Source organism: Bradyrhizobium sp., assembly GCF_016219575.1.
Lineage (GTDB): Bacteria > Pseudomonadota > Alphaproteobacteria > Rhizobiales > Xanthobacteraceae > Bradyrhizobium.
The window spans coordinates 248,194-267,674 of record NZ_JACRMG010000001.1; the positions used below are offsets into that span (position 1 = coordinate 248,194).

General features: G+C 65.9%; 21 protein-coding genes. 7 read left to right on the plus strand and 14 right to left on the minus strand.

Annotated features, from left to right (window positions below; translation table 11 throughout):
- Nucleotides 1–9: 9 nt before the first annotated feature.
- The 9 genes from HZB49_RS01165 to HZB49_RS01205 form a co-directional block, all read right to left on the minus strand.
- Complete coding sequence (locus tag HZB49_RS01165) at nt 10–768, minus strand: hypothetical protein (protein ID WP_291608612.1); 759 nt, start codon at nt 766–768, stop codon at nt 10–12.
- A gap of 180 nt (nt 769–948) precedes the next feature.
- On the minus strand, nt 949–2,133 hold the full coding sequence (locus HZB49_RS01170) for a M48 family metallopeptidase (RefSeq protein WP_291608613.1): 1,185 nt from the start codon (nt 2,131–2,133) through the stop codon (nt 949–951).
- A gap of 114 nt (nt 2,134–2,247) precedes the next feature.
- Nucleotides 2,248–2,808: a LemA family protein gene (locus HZB49_RS01175; RefSeq protein ID WP_291608614.1), complete on the minus strand. Its 561-nt coding sequence runs from the start codon at nt 2,806–2,808 to the stop codon at nt 2,248–2,250.
- A gap of 105 nt (nt 2,809–2,913) precedes the next feature.
- Nucleotides 2,914–3,891, minus strand: coding sequence for a small ribosomal subunit Rsm22 family protein (locus HZB49_RS01180; protein WP_291608615.1), 978 nt, complete (start codon nt 3,889–3,891; stop codon nt 2,914–2,916).
- On the minus strand, nt 3,888–7,346 hold the full coding sequence (smc, locus tag HZB49_RS01185; protein ID WP_291608616.1) for a chromosome segregation protein SMC: 3,459 nt from the start codon (nt 7,344–7,346) through the stop codon (nt 3,888–3,890). Before smc ends, HZB49_RS01180 begins: the two co-directional genes overlap by 4 nt.
- A 227-nt stretch (nt 7,347–7,573) precedes the next feature.
- Nucleotides 7,574–8,230, minus strand: a complete 657-nt coding sequence (locus HZB49_RS01190; RefSeq protein ID WP_291608617.1) for a DsbA family protein — start codon at nt 8,228–8,230, stop codon at nt 7,574–7,576.
- Between the two features lie 113 nt (nt 8,231–8,343).
- Nucleotides 8,344–8,823 (minus strand): DciA family protein, encoded by a 480-nt coding sequence (locus HZB49_RS01195; RefSeq protein WP_291608618.1) that lies wholly within the window; start codon nt 8,821–8,823, stop codon nt 8,344–8,346.
- 12 nt (nt 8,824–8,835) lie between these two features.
- On the minus strand, nt 8,836–9,156 hold the full coding sequence (locus HZB49_RS01200) for a HigA family addiction module antitoxin (protein WP_291608619.1): 321 nt from the start codon (nt 9,154–9,156) through the stop codon (nt 8,836–8,838).
- Nucleotides 9,128–9,412, minus strand: a complete 285-nt coding sequence (locus HZB49_RS01205) for a type II toxin-antitoxin system RelE/ParE family toxin (RefSeq protein WP_291608620.1) — start codon at nt 9,410–9,412, stop codon at nt 9,128–9,130. Before HZB49_RS01205 ends, HZB49_RS01200 begins: the two co-directional genes overlap by 29 nt.
- A gap of 73 nt (nt 9,413–9,485) precedes the next feature.
- Between HZB49_RS01205 and mutY the strand changes: the two genes are divergently transcribed.
- Complete coding sequence (gene mutY, locus HZB49_RS01210) at nt 9,486–10,592, plus strand: A/G-specific adenine glycosylase (protein WP_291608621.1); 1,107 nt, start codon at nt 9,486–9,488, stop codon at nt 10,590–10,592.
- Nucleotides 10,593–10,659: 67 nt separating this feature from the next.
- Nucleotides 10,660–11,079 carry a PaaI family thioesterase gene (locus tag HZB49_RS01215; RefSeq protein WP_291608622.1) on the plus strand — a complete coding sequence of 140 codons (420 nt, stop codon included), beginning with the start codon at nt 10,660–10,662 and terminating at the stop codon, nt 11,077–11,079.
- 159 nt (nt 11,080–11,238) lie between these two features.
- Here HZB49_RS01215 and HZB49_RS01220 read toward each other — a convergent pair whose 3' ends face one another.
- A complete protein-coding gene (locus tag HZB49_RS01220; protein ID WP_291608623.1) occupies nt 11,239–12,522 on the minus strand; it encodes a flavin-dependent oxidoreductase in 1,284 nt (427 codons plus the stop codon).
- A 135-nt stretch (nt 12,523–12,657) separates the two neighbouring features.
- On the opposite strand from HZB49_RS01220, the gene HZB49_RS01225 reads away from it, so the two are divergent.
- Complete coding sequence (locus HZB49_RS01225; RefSeq protein ID WP_291608624.1) at nt 12,658–13,281, plus strand: glutathione S-transferase family protein; 624 nt, start codon at nt 12,658–12,660, stop codon at nt 13,279–13,281.
- 132 nt (nt 13,282–13,413) lie between these two features.
- On the opposite strand, the gene HZB49_RS01230 is transcribed toward HZB49_RS01225, so the two are convergent.
- Nucleotides 13,414–14,337 carry a LysR family transcriptional regulator gene (locus HZB49_RS01230; RefSeq protein ID WP_291608625.1) on the minus strand — a complete coding sequence of 308 codons (924 nt, stop codon included), beginning with the start codon at nt 14,335–14,337 and terminating at the stop codon, nt 13,414–13,416.
- 89 nt (nt 14,338–14,426) lie between these two features.
- On the opposite strand from HZB49_RS01230, the gene HZB49_RS01235 reads away from it, so the two are divergent.
- The 3 genes from HZB49_RS01235 (at nt 14,427) to HZB49_RS01245 (ending at nt 15,494) form a co-directional block, all read left to right on the plus strand.
- On the plus strand, nt 14,427–14,855 hold the full coding sequence (locus tag HZB49_RS01235) for a nuclear transport factor 2 family protein (RefSeq protein WP_291608626.1): 429 nt from the start codon (nt 14,427–14,429) through the stop codon (nt 14,853–14,855).
- Nucleotides 14,856–14,943: 88 nt separating this feature from the next.
- Nucleotides 14,944–15,099 carry a DUF1127 domain-containing protein gene (locus tag HZB49_RS01240; protein ID WP_291608627.1) on the plus strand — a complete coding sequence of 52 codons (156 nt, stop codon included), beginning with the start codon at nt 14,944–14,946 and terminating at the stop codon, nt 15,097–15,099.
- Nucleotides 15,096–15,494 carry a RidA family protein gene (locus HZB49_RS01245; protein ID WP_291608628.1) on the plus strand — a complete coding sequence of 133 codons (399 nt, stop codon included), beginning with the start codon at nt 15,096–15,098 and terminating at the stop codon, nt 15,492–15,494. The genes HZB49_RS01240 and HZB49_RS01245 overlap by 4 nt, the downstream gene beginning before the upstream one ends.
- 146 nt (nt 15,495–15,640) lie before the next feature.
- Here the strand turns inward: HZB49_RS01245 and HZB49_RS01250 are convergent, their stop codons facing one another.
- From HZB49_RS01250 to HZB49_RS01260, 3 genes are all read right to left on the minus strand, one after another.
- Entirely contained in the window at nt 15,641–16,327 is a 687-nt protein-coding gene (locus HZB49_RS01250) for a glutathione S-transferase N-terminal domain-containing protein (RefSeq protein ID WP_291608629.1), read from the minus strand.
- Between the two features lie 338 nt (nt 16,328–16,665).
- Nucleotides 16,666–16,992 carry a hypothetical protein gene (locus HZB49_RS01255; RefSeq protein ID WP_291608630.1) on the minus strand — a complete coding sequence of 109 codons (327 nt, stop codon included), beginning with the start codon at nt 16,990–16,992 and terminating at the stop codon, nt 16,666–16,668.
- Between the two features lie 272 nt (nt 16,993–17,264).
- On the minus strand, nt 17,265–18,398 hold the full coding sequence (locus HZB49_RS01260; protein WP_291608631.1) for a site-specific DNA-methyltransferase: 1,134 nt from the start codon (nt 18,396–18,398) through the stop codon (nt 17,265–17,267).
- 290 nt (nt 18,399–18,688) lie between these two features.
- On the opposite strand from HZB49_RS01260, the gene HZB49_RS01265 reads away from it, so the two are divergent.
- Nucleotides 18,689–19,481: neutral zinc metallopeptidase (locus HZB49_RS01265; RefSeq protein ID WP_291608632.1), on the plus strand; the 793-nt coding region annotated here is incomplete at its 3' end.

The window sequence follows — 19,481 nt, forward strand, 5'->3', positions numbered from 1 at the left end:
CTCGCGCGTCTATTTTTCCCCGCTGCTGCGCGAAGACTTGCTGCCGCCGGCGCCGACCAGGTCGGTCAGCTTGATCCGGTCGAACTCGCTCCAGACATTGGCCAGCCAGTGCCGGACATAGCCGCGCAGCACGAAGGAATAGTTGGCGGCCTCGTCGCGCAGCCCCTTGTTGGCGACGAATTTCAGGAACGGCACCGAGGCGACCTCGACCTGCTCGTAGGCCATTTCGTTCAGCTTGGGGATGGTGACGTCGGTCGCGTCCTTGATGCGGTGGAAATAGGAATTGTAGGTGGCCTGGTCCCACTGGAAGAACTGGGTGTCGTTGATGAAGTTCTTCACCAGGAAATATTTTGCACCGGTCATGAAGCCCGCGGTCTCGGCGATCTCGTCCAGCGAGGCGATCGAGGGGCCGAGGATGTGGAACACGGCAAAGGTGATCTGGCCGGATTTGGCGGCATCGAGGAAGCCGATGTCGCGCAGCGAGGCCAATGCCGGCGAAAGAAGTCCGGCGCGGACGTCGATGACCGTGACCGACGGTCCAGCGCTCAGGGTGTCGAAAATCTTCATCTGGTCCGAGGTCGTCGTCATGTCGACAATCTCGGTGATGTCGGGGTGGAAGCGCTTCAGGGTGCCGCGCGGGCTTTCGGTGTCGAATGCCCGGGTCGGCACGTTGTTGGCGCTGAAATAGTCCAGCAGCGTCCGCGAGATCGTGGTCTTGCCGACCCCGCCCTTGTCCGCACCCACCACAATCACAACCGGCTTTGCCATCGCTGTCCCTTACGCGCCCCCGACCGCGTGGAGCGATCGGCCAAGTCCCTTTTAACGTCCCGTATCCTGCTTTGGGCGCGAACATGGCAGAAACAAGGGAGAATTCAAACCTTTAAGCCAAGGGCCGGGCCGCTTGCAGGATTTTCTCCGGGGCGGCAGGGGATTGCCGGCCGGCCCGGGTCAGCGGTGCGGTCCCCAGGGACCCTGGCCGGGGAGCGGCGGGATGCCGATGGGCGCGGCGGCATCGCTCCAGGGGCCTTTATTCGGCAACGGCGGCGGCTCGCTGGAAGGGGCGGCTTCCGTCTCCTCCGCTTCGGCGGAGCTTTCTTCGGGAGCTTCCAGCGGGCCGGGGTCGCGGCCACCGGCGAACGATACCAGCTTGTCGATGCGCGACTGCACCGAAGGGTGGGTGGCGAACAGGTCGGCAAAGCCCTGGCGCGGATTGTCGACGCAGAGCTCCATCACGGCCGAGGTCGCGCCGGGCAGCTCGCCGCGGCCCTCGATCTTGCGCAGCGCCGAGATCATGGCATCGGGGTTTTTCGTCAGCTCCACCGAGCCGGCGTCCGCCAGATATTCGCGCGTCCGCGACAGCGCGAGTTTCACCACCTGCGACAGCGCCCAGGCCAGCACGATCAGCGCGATCGCGACGATGACCACGATGACCGCACCGCCGGAGCCCTTGCTGTCGCTGTCCGACGAGGAAGACGATGAGGACGATGAAGATGAGGAGGACCAGCCGCTGCTGCCGGACGAATTCCATTGCAGATTGGTGAACATCCGGAAGAACAGCTCGCCGAAGAAGCCAACCACGCCGGCGATGATGACCGCGACCACCATCAATTGCACGTCGCCGTTGCGGATATGGGTGAGCTCGTGACCGAGCACCGCCTCCATCTCCTGGTCGTTCAGCGCCTTCAGGAGCCCCGTGGTGACGGTGATGGAATATTGCCGCCGGTTCAGCCCGCTCGCGAAGGCGTTCAGCGCCGGGCTGTCCATGATCTTCAGCTTCGGCATCGGGATGCCGCGGGAGATGCAAAGATTTTCGAGGGAGTTATAGAGCCGCGGTTGCTCCTTCCGCGTCACGGATTCGCTGCCGGTGACGGCGTCGATCATGTTCTGGTGGAAGAAATAGGCGATCACGATCCACAGCGCCGCGGCAATGGTCGCCCACGGAAACGCGGCGACGAGGTCGTGCGCGGCCGCCCTCAGGTAGAACTCGACCGAACGGTCGCTGTGGAGAAATACCTCCGCCAGCAGCGCGCCGGCATAGACCAGCACATAGATCAGCAGGAACAGCCCGGCGAGCATCATCATCGAACGGAACTTGTTCGATGCGATATGCGTGTAGAGACCGTAGGCGGCCATGGAGCTCTATCCTTCGTCATTCCGGGGCGATGCGCAGCATCGAACCCGGAATCTCGAGATTCCGGGTCTGGTCCTTCGGACCATCCCGGAATGACGGAGGGGGAGGGACATGAGTTAGAACTTCACCGTCGGCACGGCCTCGACCTCCGTGCGGCTGGCGCCGAGGTCGTAGAATTCCTTGCGGGTGAAGCCGAACATGCCGGCGAACAGGGCGGCCGGCATCTGCTGGATGCCGGTGTTGTATTCCTGGACCGCGTTGTTGAAGAAGCGGCGGCTGGCGGCGATCTTGTTCTCGAGGTCGGAGAGCTCGCCGGCAAGCTGCTGGAAATTGGCGTTGGCCTTGAGGTCCGGATAGGCCTCCGAGAGCGCGATCAGCCGGCCGAGCGCGCCGGAGAGTTGGTTCTCGGCCGCGGAGACCTGCGCCGGCCCCTGCGCCGACATCGCCGAATTGCGGGCCTTGATGACGTCGTCGAGCGTGCCGCGCTCGTGGCTGGCATAGCCCTTCACGGTCTCGACCAGGTTCGGGATCAGGTCATGGCGCTGCTTGAGCTGGACGTCGATGTCGGCAAAGGACTGGTCGACCCGCTGCCGGAGCGCGACCAGGCGGTTATAGGCGCCGATCGCGAAGAGGATGACGATGACAATGATTCCGAGAACGATCCAGCCGGACGACATGAGGTAAATCTCCTGGTGGGAGGACGGGGTATCCCTGAACGAAGCAGCCGCCGGGCGGCGGCATGCCGGAAATTGGGTCTAGTCTTGGTCGGAAGCAAGTCCGGATTAGTTCAAGCCGACCGCATCGCCCCAGCGCCAGCGCCGGGCTGCCGCATAGGCCGCCTTGTCCCGCCGCGGGACGCCTGTCACTTCGAGGCCGCCGGGCGTGCAAAGTTTTGCGCGAACCTCGGCTTTGCCGACGGCTGGCTGCGCCAGCACGCGGGACGGGCGCTCCCGGACCGGTTCGCGCGTCAGCGCGACGTACGCAAATTTCTCATCCTCGAACGGCACGTCCGCGCCCTTCGCTTGCTTGTGTGCGCGTGAGCGCTGCAAGCGCTGGGTGAAGTGGCACCAGTCGGGCGGGGTGAGCGGGCAGGGGCCGCCATGCGGGCAGGGTGCGGCGACATGCCCGCCGGCCGCGACGAGTTGTTGCCGAAGCGCAATGATCCGCGCATAGCCCGCCGGCGTGCCGGGCTCGACCACCAGCAGCGTGTCGCGGGTCTTCTCCCACATCAGGGCCGCGAGCGAGGTTCGCTCGGCCTCGCCCATCTCCCCGATGACATAGCTTGCCACGATGAGATCGGCCGCCTCCGCCTTCGCGAGCAGGGCGCGAGCATCGCCGCGCTCATAGGTGATCTGGCGGCCGCCGTCGTTGAGAAGATCGAGTGCGAGCCTGCGCAGCGCGTCGTTGGCGTCGAGCAGCGTGAACGATTGCAGCGAGAGGAAAGCCTCCGCTGCCGCCCATGTCGCCGTGCCGGGACCGGCGCCGATGTCGAGCAGGCTCTTCGGCGCGAAATCGGGACGGATGTCTGCGAGCGCATTCAGGCTTGCGACATCGGCAGCATAGGTCGCGGGCATCCGCGCCAGCGCGTAGGCGAGCGCGTCGGTCTCGCTGGCGATGGCGGCCGAGCCGCCGCCCTCGCGATAGGTTTTGGAGATCGCCGCCGCGCGGTCGGCAGCTTCATTACGCGAGACGCCTTGCAGCCTCGCTTCCAGCGCCGCGCGGAGCGCCGCGGGAAGGTCGGGCGAGGCGGCGCGTGTCACGCCACGTCGAGGATCTTGACCGCATCCTCGAGGTCGACCGAGACCAGCTGCGACACGCCGCGCTCGGCCATGGTGACGCCGAACAGCCGGTTCATCCGCGCCATGGTGATCGGGTTGTGCGTGATGATGATGAAGCGCGTCTCCGTGGACGAGGTCATCTCGTGCAGCAGGTTGCAGAAGCGCTCGACGTTGTGGTCGTCGAGCGGCGCGTCGACCTCGTCCAGCACGCAGATCGGCGAGGGGTTGGTGAGGAACACCGCGAAGATCAGCGCCAGCGCGGTCAGCGCCTGCTCGCCGCCCGAGAGCAGCGACAGCGTCTGCGGCTTCTTGCCCGGGGGCTTGGCGATGATCTCGAGGCCGGCTTCCAGCGGATCGTCGCTCTCGATCAGGTGCAGCGCCGCTTCGCCGCCGCCGAACAGCTCGACGAACAGGCGCTTGAAGTGGCTGTTGACGGTCTCGAACGAGGCGAGCAGCCGCTCGCGCGCCTCGCGGTTGAGGCTCTGGATGCCCTGGCGCAGCCGCTTGATCGCTTCCACGAGGTCATCGCGCTCGGTGGTCAGAGACGTGTGCTGGGTCTCGACCTCGCGCAGCTCTTCCTCGGCGCGCAAATTGACCGCGCCGAGCCGCTCGCGGTCGCGGCGCAGCTTTTCGAGATTCTCCTCGATCTCCGGCAGCGGCGGCAGTTCGACGCCGGCTTCGATCTCGGCAAGGCCGGCGACGGCCGAAGGCTCGCATTCCAGCATGTCGTGGATTTCGCGCTCGATGTCGGCAAGGCGCCGCCTGGTGCCTTCCATCCGCTCCTCGGCGCGGGCGGTGGCTTCGCGCGAGGCGGACAGCGCTTCGAGCGAGGCCTTGGCGGCGCGGTCGGTCTCGGCCATCGCGGTCTCGGCGGCGGCGAGCGCGTCGGCGGCGGTCTGGCGGTCCTTCTCGGCAAAGCCGATCTCGTTGATCAGCGCGCTGCGCTTCTCGGCGAACACGGCCGGCGCATTCTCCAGCTCCGCGCGCTCGGCGGTGACCTCGGCGGTGCGTGACTGCACGGTCTCGATCTGCGAGGCCGCACCCTGCTTGCGGTTGTTCCAGTCGTTGCGCTCGGCGAGGATCGCCTGCACCCGGCGGTCGGCCAGTTCCGCCTCGCGGGCCAGCGCCTGCGCCTCGGCGCGGACCTGGGCGGCGGTGCGGCGATGGTTGTCGATCTCGGCGCGGACGGCTGCGAGTTTTGTCTCAGTCTCAACGCTCGCCGGCAATTCGGCCAGCGCGGCGGCCGCATCCTCGTGCGCGGCCTCGGCTTCGCTGCGGTCGGCGCTGAGGCGGCTGCGGGCTTCCGTCAGCGCCGAGCGGCGTGAGGCGTGGCGGTTGATCTCGCGCTCGGTCGTGGCATGACGCTCGCGCGCGGCATCGGCCTCGCGCTGCGCGGCGCGCCAGGCCTCGCGCGCAGCCGACTCGGCGGAGGCTGCCGCCTTCTGCTCGGCCTCGGCATTTTCCAGCGCCTGCCGCTTGGCGGCGGCATCGAGCCTGGCCTGCTCGAGCTCGTTCTCGATGTCGACGAGACGGGCGCGCTCGGCGAGCCGCCGTGCGGCGCCGGTCGGGGCGTGCGCGGCGGCGACAAAGCCGTCCCAGCGCCAGACGTCGCCTTCCAGCGACACCAGTCGCTGGCCGGTCTTAAGCTGCGAGATGAGTTCGGCGCCGCGTTCCTTGGCGACGACGCCGATCTGCGCCAGGCGGCGCGACAGCTCGGCGGGGGCCTGCACGTGATTGGCCAGCGGCTCCACGCCCTCGGGCAGCGAGGGATCCTGCATGGTCGCGTTGGCATTGGTCCAGCGCATCGGCGCGGTAGGATCGACGGGCGCGTCGAGATCGTCGCCGAGCACGGCGCCAATCGCCTTCTCGTAACCCTTGGTGACCGTGATGCCGTCGATGATCGGCGGCCACAAATTCTTGGTCTCGACATTGACGAGCTTGGAGATGGTGCGCGCTTCCGTCTCCAGCCGCTGCACGCGCTTGTCGGCCTCGGACAGCGGCGCGCGGGCGGCTTCCAGCACGGCGCGGACGGCGACGTGCGCGGCTTCGCTCGCCTGCGACGCACTCTCGGCTTCCGTCAGATTCTGCTGTGCGGTCGTCATCGCAATCGACAGCGCGGCGATGTCGCCGAGGCCGCCGGTCTCCTGCGCGAGCTTCTGCTCGTCGCGCTCGACATTGGCGATTTCCTGGTCGAGCCGCGCCAGCCGGTCGCGGTGGCTGCGCACGCCGGCCTCGAGCTGGTTGCGCCTGGCGGTGAGGTCGGCCAGCGCGGTGGTGAGTTCGGAGAACAGGCGTTCGGAGGCGGCGAGCGTGGCTTCCGCCTCGGTCACACGCTCGTCGACGCCGGAACGCTTCTCGACGCGCGTCTTGATCTCTTCCTTCAGCTCCGCGTCCTCGCTGTCGAGGCGCTGCAGCGCGAGGTCCGCATCGGCAATCTGCTGCTGCTCGCGGGCGATGTCGGCGGCGAATTGCGTGAGGCGGCGGTCGAGCTCGGCGACGCGTTCCCTGGCGCGCTGCTCCTCGCGGTCGAGCAGTTCGCGGGCATTGGTCAGGCGCTGCAGGCCGGCGGCCGCACGGGCTTCGGCGTCACGGAGTGCCGGGAGCTCGGCGGCGCGCTCGGCCTGGATGCGGGCGGCTTCGGCCTGCTCGCGGGTTCGCTCGGCCATCTCGCGCACGCTGATATCATGGGTGTGGCCGGCCTCGACGACGTCGGCATTGGCGCCCACCCAGCGCAGGTGGAACAGCATGGCCTCGGCCTTGCGCACCTTGGCGGCGACTTCGCGATAGCGGATCGCCTGCCGCGCCTGGCGCTTCAGGCCATCCATTTGCCCGGCAAGCTGGCCGATCACGTCCTCGACGCGGGTGAGGTTGGTCTCGGCCGCCTTGAGGCGAAGTTCCGCCTCGTGGCGGCGCGCATGCAGGCCGGCGACGCCGGCGGCGTCTTCCAGCACGCGGCGGCGCTGCTCGGGTTTGGCCTGGATGATCTCGCCGATCTTGCCCTGGTGAACCAGCGCCGGCGAGCGCGCGCCGGTGGCGGCATCGGCAAACAGCAGCTGTACGTCGCGGGCGCGCACGTCGCGGCCGTTGATGCGATAGACCGAACCCGCCTCGCGCTCGATGCGGCGGGAGATTTCCAGATGCTGACTGTCGTTGACGGCGGCCGGCGCCGAGCGATCGGAATTGTCGATCGTCATCACGACTTCGGCGTGGTTGCGCGCCGGGCGGTTGCCGGAACCGGCGAAGATCACCGCGTCCATGTCGGCGGCGCGCAGCGATTTGTGCGACGTCTCGCCCATCGCCCAGCGCAGCGCCTCGACCAGGTTCGACTTGCCGCAGCCGTTCGGACCGACCACGCCGGTCAGGCCCGGCTCGATCATGAAGTCGGTCGGCTCGACGAAGGACTTGAAACCGTGGAGGCGGAGGCGCGTGAGTTTCATAGACACAAATCTCTCTTGGCCGGGCGCGAATCTCCCTGCCGTGACAATACCATAGAAGGCAATGTCGAGGTGTGGACGAGTCGCATCATGCGGCTCTCATGGGCCGCGACAATGGCCAAGGCGGGGCGGAAGGGCAACCGCGGGAAAGAGCTTTTCCCAAGGGTTTTATTGAGCCTTTTGCAGGGCTTATCGGAAACTGTGAATCGAGGCCGGCAAACGCCTGCGAATCAGCTCTTCAACAACGACTTGATGCGCTTGTCGAATTCCTCGAACGTCTGGTCGCCCTTCATCATCTCGCCGTTGAGGAAGAAGGTCGGCGTCGAATTCACCTTCAGCACCTCGTTGGCGTATTTCTGGTCGGCGGCGAGCTTGTCGAGCAGCGCCTGGTCCTTCAGGCAGTCCTCGACCTGCTGCTGGGACAGGCCGGCCTGCTTGCCGATGCGGATCAGCGTCTCCGTGGTGTTCTTCAGCACCCATTCGTTCTGCTGGCGGAACAGCATGTCGATGACGGCGAAATACTTGCCGGAATCGTCCTTGGCGATGCAGCGCGCCAGCATCGAGCCGGCGGCGGCCTTGATGTCGAGCGGGAATTCGCGGAACACGAAGCGGATCTTGTTGGTGTCGATGTATTCCGACTTGATCTTCGGGAACACCTTTTCGGTGAAGGCCGCGCAATGCGGACAGGTCATCGAGGCAAATTCGGTGATGGTGACCGTGGCGTTGGCCGGGCCCAGTGCCATGTCGGGCAGCGACACGGGCTTGGCGATATCGGCCGCGGTCTGCGCCATCGCTTCGCCGATCAGGCGCAGCGGCGACAAGCCAGCGAGCAGGCCAAGCCCGGTCAGAGACAGGGCGGCGGTGAAGGCGCGGCGCGTGAGGATCAAGATCGGCTCCCGGATTGGCGAGGCTTGCAAGGGGCTTGCGGAAAGACGCCCTCCGCTAGCTTGAAACGACAATTGTGGCAATGGCGGGTAGGCGGGCGGCCCCCGGAAGGGACTCAATTTCGCTTGATGGCGGCCCCGAGCCGCGCGAGCGCCTCCTTCAGCGCCTCGTCCTCGACCGCGGACAGGGTTTTGGCGACCTCCTGCACTTCTTTGGGGTCCGGCGGGCGCGGCCGCGCCGGCCGCTCCCGGCGCGACAGCGGCGCCTGGCGCAGCGCCAGCCGGCCGACCGCATGCCAGCCGAAGAAGCGGTTGACCCGCTCCAGCAGCACGTCGGACTTGTGCTGGATCTCCAGCGCCGCCGGCCCCTCCACGCGCAGCACCAGCGTTGCCGGCTCCTGCGGCTGGCCCTCCACCGGCCGCGGCCATTGTATCTTCAGCGGCTCGGCATGACGGGCGATGTCGGGCCCGGCGATCTCCGCCCAGCGCGTCACCAGCTCGCGCGCCGCAAAGCCCTGCTTGGCGTAGGCGTCGGAGAAGACGTCGCTGAGCAGGAGGGAGAGCGGTTTGGCGCTGACGGGGCGGGGTTTGGACATGCAGGGGTTATATCATGCCGCGCGGGGCCGGATCGCCTTCAGATCGCGATCGATCTCGCGCCGCCGCTGCATCAGGTCGTAGTCCATCTGCAGCCCGAGGAAGAACCCCTCAGAGAGACCGAAATATCGCGCGAGCCTGAGGTCTGTGTCGGCTGTGATGTCGCGCTTGCCCAGCACGATCTCGTTGATGCGGCGGGGAGCAACATGGACGGCACGCGCCAGCGCATTCTGGCTCAGCGCCATCGGTTTCAAGAATTCCTCCAGCAGGATTTCGCCGGGATGCGGGTTATGGAGCAGCCCACTCCTAGTCGTGGTAGTCGACGATTTCGACATGTGCCGGTCCTCCTTCATCCCAAACGAAACAAATCCGCCATTGATCGTTGATCCGGATCGAATGCTGCCCTTGCCGGTCTGCCTTCAGCGCCTCAAGCCGGTTGCCGGGTGGAACACGCAGGTCCGTCAGCATCCGGGCCTGATTCAGCAGACGGAGCTTCCGCAGAGCCACGTTTTGAATGTCGGCCGGCAATCGGCGGCTCCGCCGGCCGGACCAGATCAATTCTGTTTCGGGGTCGGCAAAGCTCTGGATCACAAACCCACTATAACGCACCGCGTTATAGTGCGCAATTGCTGGCGAATATCTGATTCCAATTCTAGGATACCCCGTGCCTTCATCCGTCACTAAGAAAAAGCTTCGAGACAGCGCCTCCCGCCCCTTGCTGCTGCTCGACTGGTACGACCGGCATCGGCGGCGGCTGCCGTGGCGGGCGGCGGCGGGCGAGCGGCCCGATCCGTACCGGGTGTGGCTGTCGGAGATCATGCTGCAGCAGACCGGGGTGAAGACCGTCGGTCCCTATTTCGAGAAATTCCTGGCGCGCTGGCCGGATGTCGCCGCACTGGGACGCGCCTCGCTCGACGATGTGCTGCGCATGTGGGCCGGGCTCGGCTATTACTCGCGCGCGCGCAACCTGCACGCCTGCGCGGTCGCGGTACTGCGCGAACACGGCGCCACATTCCCCGACACGGAGGAAGGCCTGCGTTCGCTGCCGGGGATCGGGCCCTACACGGCATCGGCGATTGCGGCGATCGCCTTCGACCGCCGTACCATGCCGGTCGACGGCAATATCGAGCGCGTGGTGTCGCGGCTCTATGCAGTCGAAGAGGAACTGCCGCAGGCGAAGCCAAGGATTCAGGAACTCGCCGCGACGCTGCTCGGCGGGTCCCGCGCCGGCGACGAGAAGTCTCGCGCCGGCGACAGCGCGCAGGCGCTGATGGATCTGGGCTCCTCGATCTGCACGCCGAAGAAGCCGGCCTGCGTGCTGTGTCCGCTCAACGAGGATTGCGCGGCCCGCGCGCGCGGCGATCAGGAGACGTTCCCGCGCAAGGCGCCGAAGAAATCGGGCGCGCTGCGGCGCGGTGCGGCGTTCGTGGTCACGCGTGGTGAGGAATTGCTGGTGCGTACGCGTCCCGAAAAGGGCCTGCTCGGCGGCATGACGGAAGTGCCGGGCTCCGACTGGCTCGCGGGGCAGCAGGACAAGGCCGCGCTGAAGCAGGCGCCTGCGCTCGCCGGTGTGGCGCGCTGGCATCGCAAGGCCGGTGTCGTCACCCATGTCTTCACGCATTTCCCGCTGGAACTCGTAATCTACACCGCAAGAGTGCCGGCGCGCACCCGGGCGCCCAAGGGCATGCACTGGGTGCCGATCGCGACGCTGGCGGAAGAGGCGCTGCCCAATGTCATGCGCAAGGCGATCGCGCACGGGCTCGGCAAGTAGGGGCAGCGCCATGCTGACACCATGCTGTCAGCAGACCCGCGCTAAAGGGGAGCCAAAGGAGGCTCCCATGATCGCAACCGCACTCGACCGCATCGCCATGCCGCCCGCCGCAACGCTGCTCGGCTGGCATCTTCTCGACGCCCGTCCCGGCGAAGGCTGGATCAGGATCGGCTTCGAGGGGAAACCCGAGTTCTGCAATCCGGCCGGCTTCGTGCAGGGCGGTATCCTCGCAGCCATGCTCGACGACACCATGGGGCCTGCGGTGTTCGCGATGACCGAGGGGCGCCTCTACACGGCGACCATCAGCCTGACCGTGAATTTTCTGGCGCCGGCCAGGCCCGGGCGGATCACCGGCGAAGCGCGGGTGACGCAGCTCGGCAAGACCGTCGCATTCATCGAGGGCCGGCTGACGGCAAAGGACGGCACGTTGCTCGCGACGGCCACCACGAATGCGCGCTTGGTCGAGGCTGGCAAGGCGCTGCAGTAAGACTCTTCTCCTTCTCCCCGCTCTTGCGGGGAGAAGGTCGGGATGAGGGGTATCTGTCCACGAGGACCGAAGATGAGTTGAGCAGGGTGCCTCGCCCCTCACCCGGAGCGCTGAGCGCTCCGACCTTTCCCCGCAAAGAGCGGGGAGAGGTTGAGATCGTCAGGCGCTGGCGCGCCGCGCGTCCGGCAACTGCACGATCGGCGGCTTGGCGTTGAGGCCTTCGACCTGGAAGCCGGCGACGCGCTTGTAATTGGCGGCGATGTCTTCAAGTTCCTGCTGTGACATCACGTCGGTGATGATCTTGTAGCCACCGGGTGCGCGCTCCTCGACCAGCTGCATCACCTGCTCGGGGCCGTTGCGGCGGTTGAGCATCACGAGATCGGTGGTGGCTGGGCGCCGCTCGGCCTCGTAGGCGGCGAGCGCTGCATTGGTCGCACCCTTCGCCAAAATCTCGCGGGTGATGACGCGCGCATCGAGGATGGCCTGCGAGGCGCCGTTGGAGCCGATCGGATACATCGGGTGCGCAGCGTCGCCCATCAGCGTGACGCGGCCAAAAGTCCATTGCGCAACGGGATCGCGGTCGACCAGCGGATATTCGTAGGAATGCGGGCAGTTCTCGATCAGGCCCGGCACGTCGAGCCAGTCGAACTTCCAGTCCTTGAACCACGGCAGGAACTCGTCGAGCTTCGCCGTGCGGTTATAGTCCTCGCGCCGCCACTGCCAGGTCGGCGGCATGTGCCGCTCGGCGACCCAGTTGATCTGGTATTTGCCGTCGGTGGCGGGCGACTTCGAGATCGGATAGCAGACGAATTTCAGGATCTCGTGGCCGGCCATGATCATGGTGCGGCCGGTGAGAAACGCGTCCGCCGCGGTGACGCCGCGCCAGAGGATGCGGCCGTTCCAGATCGGCGGGCCTTCCTGCGGATAGAGTTTTTCGCGCACGGCGGAGTGGATGCCGTCGGCGGCGATCAGCAGATCGCCCTCGTAGGTGCCTGCGGGCTTGCCGGTTGCCTTGTCGATGAACTCGGCGCGCACGCCGTCAGCTGACTCGGTCCAGCCGGTGAGATGATGGCTGGTCAGGATGTTCTCGCGGCCGAGCCGCTCGATAGCGGCGTCGAGCAGGATCTGCTGCAGCGTGCCGCGATGGATCGAGAATTGCGGCCACTTGTAGCCGGCTTCCAGCCCGCGCGGCTCGCTCCAGATCGGCTTGCCGTGCTTGGAGAAATAAGCGAGTTCCTTGGTCCGCACCCCGGCCGCATCGAGGCGGTCGAGCAGGCCGAGCTCGATCAGCTCGCGCACCGCATGCGGCAGCACGTTGATGCCGACGCCGAGCGGCTTCAGTTCCGACACGCTCTCGAACACGCGCGCGGCAACGCCGATCTGGTGCAGGCTGAGCGCCAGCGTCAGCCCGCCGATGCCGCCGCCCGCGATGAGTATGGTCATGATACGCCCCCGCTATTGGCCCTCGTCATGGCACGGGATTACGCTGCTGGGCAACCGCGAAAGCGGCGTTTCGGCCGGGTGGACGGCGGGAAATGTCCCCGCTAACTTGCCGCGGCTTTCCCGGAGAGGACCGACATGCTCAAGCTCTATTACGCCCCCGGCACCTGCGCGCTCGCCTCGCATATCGCGCTCGAAGAGGCCGGCGCGCCCTACAGCGCCGAGCGGCTGAACTTCAAGAACAACCAGCAGCAGAGTGCGGAATATCTCAAGATCAATCCGAAAGGCCGCGTGCCCGCGCTGGTGACGGATGGTGGCGTGCTGACCGAGACGCCGGCAATCCTCGCCTTCATTGCCCAGAGCTTCCCGAAAGCCAATCTCGCGCCGCAGGATGCATTCGCGTTTGCGCAGGTGCAGTCGATCAACAGCTATCTCTGCTCCACCGTGCATGTGGCGCATGCGCACAAGGGGCGCGGCTATCGCTGGGCGGCCGAGGAGACCTCATTCGCCGACATGAAGCGCAAGGTGCCGGAAACGATGACGTCCTGCTTTGCGCTGATCGAGCGCGACATGTTGAAGGGCCCGTGGGTGATGGGCGAGCAGTACACGATCTGCGATCCCTATCTCTACACCATCTCCGGATGGCTGGAGGGCGACGGCGTCGATCTCGGCAAGCTGCCGAAGGTCGTGGCGCATCGCAAGCGCATGGAAGAGCGCGCGGCGGTGGCCACCGTGCTGGCCGAGGAGAAGGCCGCCGCCTAGGAATTGTAGGGTGGGCAAAGCGACTTGTCCGCCGTAGCTCGAAGAGCGAAGGCGGAAGCGTGCCCACCTGTCATGCACCGCGCAAGCGAAGGTGGGCACGGCGCGAGCGCGCCTTTGCCCACCCTACGGAGATCAAGTCGCGCGGGCCTTGCCCCGCTCCATCTCCCGCCCGATACCGAGCATGAGATTGCGCAGCCAGATCGAGCCCGGGTCCATCTGGGCGCGGGTTGGATAGAATAGGCATTGCTCGTCGATCCCGGGATCGAACGGTGGCGTGACCGTCTGCAGCGATAGCTGCTTTGCCAGCGCCGCGATCAGGCGGCGCGGCACGAAGGCGACGAGGTCGGTGCGCGCGGCGACGTGCAGGGCCTCGATATAGCCGGGCACTACCAGCGCGATCCGCCGCTCGATGCCCTTGTCGCGCAGCCAACTGTCGATCAGGTCTTCGCTCTGGCCGCGGATCACGACGGCAACGTGCCGCGCATCCAGGAACGCCTCGCGCTTCCTCAGCTTGGCCGCGCCGGGATGGCCGCGGCGCACGGCGAGCGCGTCGCTGTCGGTATAGAGGCGTTGCCGGTGAAAGCCCTTGAAGGCGTCGCCGATCGAGCAGACGAGATCGATGGTGCGGGCGAACTCCGGGGTGATGATGGCCGGTCCGCGCCACGGCACCACGTCGATGGTGACGTTCGGCGCCAGCTTCGTCACCTTCTCCATCAGCGGCGGCACCAATAGTTCCACGGCGAGGTCGGGCATCATCAGGCGGAAATGCCGCTCGCTGCTGGCTGCGTCGAACTCGTCCTGCGTGAACAGGCTGCGCACCTGGTCGAGCGCCTGCGCCAGCGGCCCGCGCAGGCCCTGCGCGCGCGGGGTCAGCTCCATGCGCGCGCCGGTCCGCACCAGCAGGGGATCGCCGATCAGGTCGCGCAGCCGCTGTAGCGCGTGGCTCGCGGCCGGCTGCGACAGGCCGATCCGCATCGCCGCGCGGCTGACCGAGGCTTCGCGCAGCAGGGCGTCGAGCGCGACCAGCAGATTGAGGTCAAGCGAATTCAAATTCATGGAACGAATATATATCATATTCCATATCGATTGGAAGAATGAGCTAGCGCAGGCTATGATTGGCAACAGCCAATCAATGGAGAAAAGCCATGAGCGCAGAAGCCAACAAGAAACTGGTGCAGCAGGTCTATACCGACTCCGCCAACCGCAGCGGCACCACCTTTGCCGACAACCTCGCCGATGACGCGAACTGGATCGTCACCGGGCAATATTCCTGGTCGCACGAGTTCAAGGGCAGGGACGCCATCCTGAACGGCCTGATGGGCCATTTCCGCTCGCACTTCGCGGTGCGGCCGCGCACGGTGGCGTTCAATTTCATTGCCGAGGGCGACACGGTCGTAGTGGAAGCTCGCGGCGACAATGTCACCAAGCAGGGGCTGCGCTACGACAACCAGTACTGCATGGTGTGGCGCATCGAGAACGGCAGGATCAAGCTGATCAAGGAGTATTGCGACTCTGCGCTGGTCGAGCGCGTGCTCGGGCCGTTCCCGCAAGAGCGCAAGCTGGCGGCGGGTTAGCGCCTTGAGCAGCGTTTGTGCGGAAGGCCGCCGGCAGCGCCGGCGGCCATTTCCGGTTTCCCTGCTTGCAATCGCGCGATCGATCCTGATGCTGGTGGCGACGTGGCGCGAGCGCAGCCGCATGCGGCGTCAACTGGCTGCCATGAGCGATCGCGAGTTGCACGATATCGGAGTATGCCGGGCGGAGGTCGCCGACGAGATCGGCCGGCCGTTCTGGCGGGAAATGAAAGGGAGTTTGCCATGAGCAAGGACATCTTCAGCCCGGCGACGTTGCCGCCGCCGGTCGGTTACTCGCATGTCGCGAAGGTCACGGGCACATTGGTCTATGTGGCGGGCCAGGTGTCGGCCGATGCGTCGGGAAAACTGGTCGGCGAAGGCGATCTGGAGGCGCAGGCCGAACAGGTGTTCAAGAACCTCAAGATCGCGATCGAGGCGGCGGGCGGCACCATGGCGGATATCGTGAAGATGAATGTCTATCTCGTCGCCGAGGTCGATCAGGCCGAGATCCCGAAATTCCGCGCCGTCCGCGACCGCTACATCAACACGGCCAAGCCGCCGGCCAGCACGCTTGCGGTCATCACGCGATTGGCCCGGCCGGGCTGGCTGATCGAGATCGAGGCGATTGCCGCGATCGATTGAAGAAACTGCCGTAGGGTGGGCAAAGCGACTTGTCCGCCGTAGCTCGCAGAGCGAAGGCGGAAGCGTGCCCACCTTTCTTGCGCCGCTGCATTTGAAGGTGGGCACGGCGCATGCGCGCCTTTGCCCACCCTACGGCATCTGCGTGATCACGCCGCCCTGGTCTTGAGATGGCGGAACATGACGCTGCGCGCTTCGTCGTCCATCTCGGCCTTGAAGGTGAACTTGTCTTTCAGCGCAATGGCGCGGGCCGCGGCAGGCCGCGCCGAAATCTCGTCGACGAGGCGCTTGACGTTCGGATATTTCGCGGCCGCCTCCTCGCCCATCACGAATGCGGCCATGCGCGCCCAGCCCCACAGCGCCATGTCGACGATCGTGTAGGTGTCGCCGACCATGTACTTCCTGCCGGCGAGGTGCTCGTTGAGCACGGCATAGTGCCGCTGCGCCTCGAACTGGTAGCGGTTGTTGGCGTAGTCGATCTTCTCCGGCGCGAAGTGGCGGAAGTGGACCGCCTGACCCGAATAGGGGCCGACGCCGGTGGCCACGAACATCAGCCAGGACAACAGCTGCGCGCGGTTCTGCGGCGTGTTCGACGGCAGGAACTTGCCGGTCTTCTCGGCGAGATAAAGCAGGATGGCGTTGCTGTCGAACACCAGCACGCCGTCATCGTCGATCGCCGGCACCTTGGCGTTCGGATTCACTTTCAGGAATTCCGCCTTGAACTGATCGCCCTTGCGGGTGTCGACCGCCACGGGCTCGAAGGGCAGGCCCAGCTCCTCGAGGAACAGCGCCACCTTGGTCGGGTTGGGCGAACCGTTGAAATAGAATTTGAGCATGAGGGTCTCTCCCGCTTTTTGTTGCCCGGATGTCCGGGATGCGGCGCGATCGCCGCAGGCAGGGAGTTCCATGCGCAAATTTTGGCAGCCGGCGCAAGCGAAGAGTGCGTGAAAATGGCGGCCTGGCTAGCTCACGAAAAGAGCGATTGCCGGTTGTTGCGCCCTCTCCCCTTCTTGTGGGAGAGGGCATGCAGAGTGTCAGCGACAAGCTCGGTTGGGTGAGGGGTTGGCCCAACATGCATCAATGCTCGCGGTGAGAACCCCTCATCCGGCGCTTCGCGTCACCTTCTCCCACAAGGGGAGAAGGAAGATGCGAGCGCGACGGGAGCCTAAAGAGATCAGCCGACGAGGAAGAGGCCGGCAATGCCGGCGACGATCATCGCCGCGCCCGACAGGTGCAGCAGCAGGGACATGCGCGATGCCGCCTGCAGGTCGGAGGCCTGGGCGGCACGCTCCGGTCCGCTCGCATAGCCGTGGGCGATGATTTCCTGGTTGAAGTCGCCATGGGCATCCATGGTGCCGGCAAGCCCGACGCGGATCATCAGAATGCCGAAGATGACAAGGCCGGCGGATCCGAGCATGCCGATCAGCAGCATCGGGAACATGCCGACCAGGAAGACCGGCAGCAGCGGCAGGAGCAGCATTGCCTCGGATTGTTTGCGCATCGGCGGTCCAATCGAAACAGCAGCAGACGAGACCTAATCTAGGCCCGGAGCCGGCAGGCAGGCAAATCGAAAGGACGTGAACGGAGGGAGGCGGGGTTAGCGCTACTGCGTCACAAGCGCTCTAACTCCTCATCCTGAGGAGCGCGCAGCGCGCGCGTCTCGAAGGATGCAGGCCCGCCTGTGGCCTCATGGTTCGAGACGCAACAACGGGGCCGCTCTATGCACGGACCCGTTGGCGCTCCTCACGTTGGGGAGCTTATGGCGCAGTAGGCTCAGCCCGCCGCCATCTGGCTGCGGATTTCGGCGCGCAGCTCGTCGATCAGCTTGAGGCCGCCCTTGGTCTCGACGTGCCAGAACGTCCAGCCGTTGCAGGCTTCGGCGCCCTGCGCGACCGCGCCGATGCGATGGATCGAGCCGACCTTGTCGCCGAGCATGATGGCGCCGTCGGCGCGGACCAGCGCGTTGTGGCGCTTGCGGGCGTCGACGAGCTTGGCGCCCGGCGCGATCATGCCGCGCTCGATCAGCTCGGAGAAGGCGACGCGCGGAGCCTCGCGCGCGGTCATGAAGGGCGCCAGTGTCGCTTCCGGCAGCGGCTCGATCTCGGCGATGCGCCCCTCCGCCGCCCTGGCATAGGCGGGATCGCGCTCGAAGCCGACATAGCTTCGCCCGAGACGTTTTGCCACGGCGCCGGTGGTGCCGGTGCCGTTGAAGGGATCGATCACGAGATCGCCGGGCTTCGACGACGACAGCAGCACGCGCGCCAGCAGCCCTTCCGGCTTCTGGGTCGGGTGCACCTTCTTGCCGTCCTTGCCCTTGAGGCGCTCCTCGCCGGTGCAGAGCGGGATCAGCCAGTCGGAGCGCGCCTGAACGTCCTCGTTGGCGGCTTTCAGGGCTTCGTAGTTGAAGGTATAGCCCTTGGCCTTCTCGTCGCGCGCGGCCCAGATCATGGTCTCGTGCGCGTTGGTGAAGCGGCGGCCGCGAAAATTCGGCATCGGGTTGGACTTGCGCCAGACGATGTCGTTCAGCACCCAGAATCCGAGATCCTGCATGATGGCGCCGACGCGGAAGATGTTGTGATAGGAGCCGATCACCCAGATCGTCGCCGACGGCTTCATGACGCGGCGGCAGGCGAGCAGCCAGGCGCGGGTGAAATCGTCATAGGCGGCGAAGGAAGAGAACTTGTCCCAATCGTCGTTGACGGCATCGACATGCGATTCGTCGGGACGCTTGAGCTCGCCCTTGAGCTGCAGGTTGTAGGGAGGATCGGCGAAGACGAGATCGACGGAGCCAGCCGGCAGCTTCGACATTTCGGCGACACAGTCGCCAACAATGATGCGGTTACTCGGGGCAGACTCGAATTTAGTGCGGGGCGCCTTTGCAGACGCCCCGCGACGCGACACAACCATGACTCAATTACTCTGACTCAGGCGACGCTGTCGGCGACGCGGGACTAAACAACCGACTGGCGACACATTGACCGGGCAAAGTAAAAATCGACTTAATCCAAGGCGAGTGCGGAGACTCATGCAGACGAGGCCGGTACTGTCTTTGGGTGAGTTCGCGCCGCCGTTCGCGTTCAGGTGCACTAGGCAATATTTGCCGGGCGGGTTATTGATTAACGCAATGGAAATTTTACTTCTTTGCCGCGTTGCCCTGCCGTGCGCACTGCACAAGGGTGAAATGAGGGAAAACCGCCATGCGTTACGATGATTTCCGCCACAGCGACAACATTGACGATCGTCGCGGCGAGGATGGCGGCGGAATGGGCGGTGGCGGCTTCGGTATCCCGATGGGCGGCGGCGGCCTCGGCATCGGCACCATCATCGTGCTCGGGCTGCTCGGCTATGCCTTCGGCATCGACCCGCGCATCCTGATCGGCGGGGCGGAAATTCTCACCGGCGGCGGCAGCCAGGCACCGAGCTATCAGACCGATCGCCCCTCGGGCCAGCGCAAGACCGGCGCGCCGACCGACGAAATGGGCAGCATGATATCTGGCATCCTCGGTGAACTCGACGATCGCTGGAGCGAAATCTTCAAGGCCAGCGGTCAGAACTATACCGGGCCCAAGATCGTACTGTTCCGCAATGCCACCAATGGCGGGCGCTGCGGCATGGCGCAGTCGGCGATGGGGCCGTTCTACTGCCCGCCGGACCGCACCATCTATCTCGACACCGCGTTCTTCCGCGAGGTCGAAACGCGCTTCCGCGGCTGTTCGGGCAGTGCGTGCAAGTTCACCGCCGCCTACATCATCGCGCATGAGGCCGGCCATCACATCCAGAACCTGCTTGGCATCCTGCCGCGCGTGAACCGCATGCAGCAGCAGGTCGGCAGCAAGGCGGAAGCCAATGCGCTGCAGGTTCGGGTCGAGTTGCAGGCCGACTGCCTGTCGGGCGTCTGGGTCAACCGCGAGGAGAAGAAGCGGCCGGGCTTCCTGGAGGCCGGCGACATCGACGCCGCGCTGCGGACGGCAACCGCGATCGGCGACGATA

Coding starts and splice junctions, on each gene's coding strand:
- HZB49_RS01165 (WP_291608612.1), bottom strand. CDS start 768: ATGGCAAAGCCGGTTGTGATTGTGGTGGGTGCGGACAAGGGCGGGGTC.
- HZB49_RS01170 (WP_291608613.1), bottom strand. CDS start 2,133: ATGGCCGCCTACGGTCTCTACACGCATATCGCATCGAACAAGTTCCGT.
- HZB49_RS01175 (WP_291608614.1), bottom strand. CDS start 2,808: ATGTCGTCCGGCTGGATCGTTCTCGGAATCATTGTCATCGTCATCCTC.
- smc (WP_291608616.1), bottom strand. CDS start 7,346: ATGAAACTCACGCGCCTCCGCCTCCACGGTTTCAAGTCCTTCGTCGAG.
- HZB49_RS01195 (WP_291608618.1), bottom strand. CDS start 8,823: ATGTCCAAACCCCGCCCCGTCAGCGCCAAACCGCTCTCCCTCCTGCTC.
- HZB49_RS01200 (WP_291608619.1), bottom strand. CDS start 9,156: ATGTCGAAATCGTCGACTACCACGACTAGGAGTGGGCTGCTCCATAAC.
- HZB49_RS01215 (WP_291608622.1), top strand. CDS start 10,660: ATGATCGCAACCGCACTCGACCGCATCGCCATGCCGCCCGCCGCAACG.
- HZB49_RS01220 (WP_291608623.1), bottom strand. CDS start 12,522: ATGACCATACTCATCGCGGGCGGCGGCATCGGCGGGCTGACGCTGGCG.
- HZB49_RS01225 (WP_291608624.1), top strand. CDS start 12,658: ATGCTCAAGCTCTATTACGCCCCCGGCACCTGCGCGCTCGCCTCGCAT.
- HZB49_RS01230 (WP_291608625.1), bottom strand. CDS start 14,337: ATGAATTTGAATTCGCTTGACCTCAATCTGCTGGTCGCGCTCGACGCC.
- HZB49_RS01235 (WP_291608626.1), top strand. CDS start 14,427: ATGAGCGCAGAAGCCAACAAGAAACTGGTGCAGCAGGTCTATACCGAC.
- HZB49_RS01240 (WP_291608627.1), top strand. CDS start 14,944: ATGCTGGTGGCGACGTGGCGCGAGCGCAGCCGCATGCGGCGTCAACTG.
- HZB49_RS01245 (WP_291608628.1), top strand. CDS start 15,096: ATGAGCAAGGACATCTTCAGCCCGGCGACGTTGCCGCCGCCGGTCGGT.
- HZB49_RS01250 (WP_291608629.1), bottom strand. CDS start 16,327: ATGCTCAAATTCTATTTCAACGGTTCGCCCAACCCGACCAAGGTGGCG.
- HZB49_RS01255 (WP_291608630.1), bottom strand. CDS start 16,992: ATGCGCAAACAATCCGAGGCAATGCTGCTCCTGCCGCTGCTGCCGGTC.
- HZB49_RS01260 (WP_291608631.1), bottom strand. CDS start 18,398: ATGGTTGTGTCGCGTCGCGGGGCGTCTGCAAAGGCGCCCCGCACTAAA.